Annotated in this window: 2 protein-coding genes; both read right to left on the bottom strand. The window is 63.3% G+C overall.

Annotated features, from left to right (window positions below):
* Positions 1 to 183: 183 nt before the first annotated feature.
* Positions 184 to 2175, bottom strand: a complete 1992-nt coding sequence (locus tag ABYV89_RS14905; protein WP_432823725.1) for a hypothetical protein — start codon at positions 2173 to 2175, stop codon at positions 184 to 186.
* A gap of 711 nt (positions 2176 to 2886) precedes the next feature.
* Positions 2887 to 4183, bottom strand: a 1297-nt coding sequence (locus ABYV89_RS14900; protein WP_432823724.1) for a DUF3656 domain-containing protein, incomplete at its 5' end; no start/stop codon positions are given.

The raw sequence follows: 4183 nt of genomic DNA, 5'->3' as shown, positions 1-4183 counted from the left end.
CAGCACGTCGATGTTGCTCCAGGCCTTGTCGATGTTGTTTTTCAGCGCCACCAATCCGTTGTAGATGACGATGACGTAGAGAATGACGCCGGTGAGAATGAACAGGATGACGCCGAGTGCGATCCAGATAGCCATGGTTGCCTCCTTGGGTAGAGTGTAAGAGAATATCTGATATCAATTTATTCAGCCTAGTCCTCCGAAATAGCGAACCAGTCGTACCAGCGCAAAAATACCGAGGCCGAGGCCAAATGTCAGCAACGCTGCCGAGGCGAAGGCGTAATTGCGGGCCAGGTGCGTCTCCGATTCGGTTTCGGCGATGATGAAGGGGAACGAGCGCCGCTCCGGGCGGCCGATCACCACCCGGCCCTGCTGCGGCCGGGCGTCCTGTCGCTCTTCAAGGGACTGTTGCAGTACCTGCTGCTCCACCTCGTCCCGGGCGGTCTGCCATTCATCGTCGCTGATCTGCCCGTCGCCGTCGCTGTCGTAGCGCTGCATCTGGTGGCGGTTCTGTTTCAGATCGCGCAGCGCTTCGACCGTCCGTTCCCGCAGCGAGCCACCCGTGCGCTCTTCGCTGCGGGCGAAGCCGGTCACGTAGATGAAGGTCCCTTCGGGAATCACCTCTTCGATCCATTTTTCCCTGGCATCGTGAACGCCGGCGGCGGCAAAGACCATGCTCCCCTGGCCCGGCCCCCCCTCCTGGCGGTGCCTGGCCTTGATCGTGGCCCCGGCGGGGTCGATGGTGAGACGGCCGGTGGCGTCTTCGAGGTCGAAAGGGATCGGTCCGCAGTCCGTCGAACTGTATTCCTTCCAGTTGCGATTTTCGTCGTCGCGACGGTATTTGCGCAGGCGGTAAAAGACGCAGGGCTGGTGGGTCATGGGGGAGACCAGGGCGTACTTGCGCCGGGCGGTGCCCTGCACCTCGACCTGGCCCATGGCGACCGAGCGGACCTTGCTGGTCGGAAGATTCTCGATGTGGCGCTTGGTTCGCAGGTTATGGAAGCCCAGCCAGCCGAACAGCACCGATAAAAGGGCTGGCGCCGTGCCGGTGCGCAGGCCGAAGCGGGCCGCGTTCGCGAGCAGTTCGCCGCCGCTGGCAAGAAAAAACAGGGCTCCGCCGATGCCGATCCCGGCAAAAGTCAGCAGCTGCCGGACCAGGTTGCGTTGGCTGATCGATTTGAGCTCGGGAGGCGGCGGCAGTGCGCGGCCGGTCGGGGAGGCTTGCGGCTGCTGGGGTTCCGGTGAGCCATGGATTTCGGCGGCGAGGGTTTCGAAGCCGGGCAGGGGGGCACCGGTTGCGGTGGCGATGGCGGCGGCCGCCGGCGCTCCGAGGATTGCCGAGGCGGCGACCAGGTCGACCGCAGGCGCGGCCGGTTTCGGCTCGGCTTGCCGCCGGGCGTGCAAATCGACCATCAGCCAGCCGAAGCGGGTCAGTGGCGTCAGGTGGGTTTTGTCGGGATTCTGCTCCCCTTCGAGCTTCTTCAGGCGGCAGCCGGGCAGCTCGGCCAGGCCGAAATCGGTGTGCAGGGTAAACTCATCGGCGTAGTCGCGGGCCAGCCTGATGATGGCGTCGATGTTGCCGCCCGCGCTGTAGGTCTTGCGCGCACCGAGTCCGGCCGGGTCGTAGCGGCCGGCAAAGAAGCGCACCGCCTGGCGGACGGCGTACTTTTCGTCGAGCAGGTAGAGGTCGAGCACCGGCTGATTCTGCAGCACGGTTTTGTAGGTTTCGTCCCCGTCCAGCTGCGCCGCGGCGCCGGCGCCGAGGTAAGCCGTCTGCACCACCAGCTTTTTCAGGTTGCGCTGGATCAGGGCGCCGGTGAGATCGGCCAGAACGGCGACCACCCGGTCGCCCCGTTCGAGGGTTATTTTCTGCTCGCCGGCCAGAAAACCGATTTTATCATCGGTGATTTCCAGGCCGCGGGCGCGGATAGGGGCAAAGCGCGGTGGGGTCGGTTCGATGATCCAGTTGGTCACGCCGTGGCCGGTCAGCAGTGCGGCGACCTTTGCCAGCTTTTCACCGGAGGCCTTGGCGAAAAGGCCGAGCCCCTGGCCGGTCAGGCGCTGGCGGGCGGTAAAGGCGTCGAGGCCGAACTTCTCCGTCAGGGCGGCGATCAGCTGCTGCGTCTCCTCCGGCAGCGGTGACGTTTTATTGACAATCAGCAGTTGCGCCTGGTTCATGCACTGAATCCGGAAAAAGGCGAAAAGGATGGCGGAGGCTTATTTTATAACCTTTTGCAGGGGGTGGAGCAAGTCTGTGTCGAATGTAGGAAGCAATTAATGCGCCTATAGTTGCGATGTGTTGGATTGGGCGGGACCGAAGTTTATTTCAGTTTGAAGGTGTTAGAGCTTATGGGGCCGTCGGGACGCGACTCGACAGCTGGGTTACTTTTCTTCGGGGGTAGATTAAACTAACCAAAAGAACTGCGTGGAGCATTACTGCTGCAAGGGATGGTGGTTCGGAGAGCCGGCGTTGATATCGAGAAAAGGGCCGTCTTCGTCGGTCCCACTTGCGAGCAACAAAGATGTGCCACCAGTCAGTAATTCTGAGCAAACAACGCCGCGCTCAGATAAAGGCAAGCTCCTTAAACGTAGCCCAGTGTTTGCTCAGCCCGGAAAACTGCACCGGCAACCACCCCCGGTGACAGATGTGCCACGAAGAGCTGCCGGAGTCCTCCGCACAACAGTGAAAGAGGGTAGCGCTAAGCGCACCAGAGCTCCTCATGCCCCCGGCAGGGTGTTGAACGGTTTTTGCTTCCTTTTTGTTGGCTTGGACAAAAAGTAAGGCGTCTGGCGGGACGCGACCCGCCGGTTTTGACCTTCTGAAGACTACCTGATTCATCCACCTGCAAAAGCTAGAGAGGGACAGGCACCTGCGGAGCCAGTCCCTGGTTACTCCATCCCCGCCTCAAAGTTGAAGACTGAAGTCCCCGGCACCGGGAAGCCCTTTTTCAGCGCCTCCATCACCGTTCTCCCCTTGGGCGAAAAGGGGCCGAGGTGGGCCAGTTCGACGTTGTAGCGCCCGCAGCCCATGGCCTGCAGGTCGCCAAGGCGGCCGAGCAGCGAGAAGTCGATTTCGGAGGTGAGGATGGTCACTTCCCCCGATTTGATCACCCGGTAGGCGTCGCCGCGGTCGGAGACGACCGGGGTGTCGCCGCGCACGCCCTTGATCGGGATGCGCGAGGTGATCAGCGGCACCGGCGCGTAGACCGTGGCCGACAGGGGGATGCCGACGTTGCGCTGCAGCACCTCGCCCAGATTGTCGCGATCGTCCTCGATGTAGAGGGTGGCCTCGACGGCGCCGAGCTCCTGCCAGGCGAGGATGGCCTGGCTGTTCAGCGAGAAGAGCCGGTAGCTGGCGATCAGCTGCACCCCCTCGATCCCGTCAAAGAGGGCGAAGTGGCCGAGGTTGTTGAGGCGGAAAGTGGCAAAGCCGCGCTCCACCAGGGCGCGGACGGCGCTGCGGTAGCCGGGCCACTGGTGATCGAAAAGGATAAGCGGGAGATCCCAGATCACCTGCCGGCTGCGGTCGATCCCGCGCTTGCCGAGGCGGCCGCTCTCCTGGATGGTGGCCGGGGTCAGCGGCACGATGATGCGGTCGACCGCGTGGTCGCTGAGAAGCTGGGCGTCGCGCAGGTCATGGATGGCGACCGAGACCAGGTTTTCACTGGCCGGGCGGCGGCCATCGGCAGGCAGCAGGTCGTCCAGCGCCTGCTGCCGGTGCTGCTGGCGCACCCGGCCCCGCTGGGTTTCCAGCTCGCGGCGCAGCGCCTGGTAGAACTCCCGGCGGATTTCCTTGAGCCGCTTGGGCGGAATGACCACCGCCGGCAATTCATTGGCCGTCAGGTTGCGCAGGGAAAAGGGTTCGTCGGCGGTCTTGTCGAAGACGCCGCGCAGGATATCGACGGTCAGTGCGTTTTCGCTGGCCGGGTAACTTTCCAGCGGGTAGCTGCACTCGATCCGGACTCGGCCGCTTTCGCCGCAGATGCGCATGCTGTCGGCGTTGACCGCAAGCTCGAGGTCGACGGTGGTCGGCTCCTTGCGCACGGCGTCGAGCTTGCGGCGGCAGGCGACGTCGCTCATGGTGAAGGCCTGCTCGGATGACACCTTGAAGACGCCGTCGCCAACCTTGAACACTCCGCTAAAGGGGGAAGGGACGCTGACGTAGCTGTCGGCGTTGACCTTTTTG

The sequence above is a fragment of the Trichloromonas sp. genome, from assembly GCF_041583255.1.
Lineage (GTDB): Bacteria > Desulfobacterota > Desulfuromonadia > Desulfuromonadales > Trichloromonadaceae > Trichloromonas.
The sequence above is the reverse complement of the archived record's forward strand: the minus strand, read 5'-3'. Positions and strand labels throughout refer to the sequence as shown.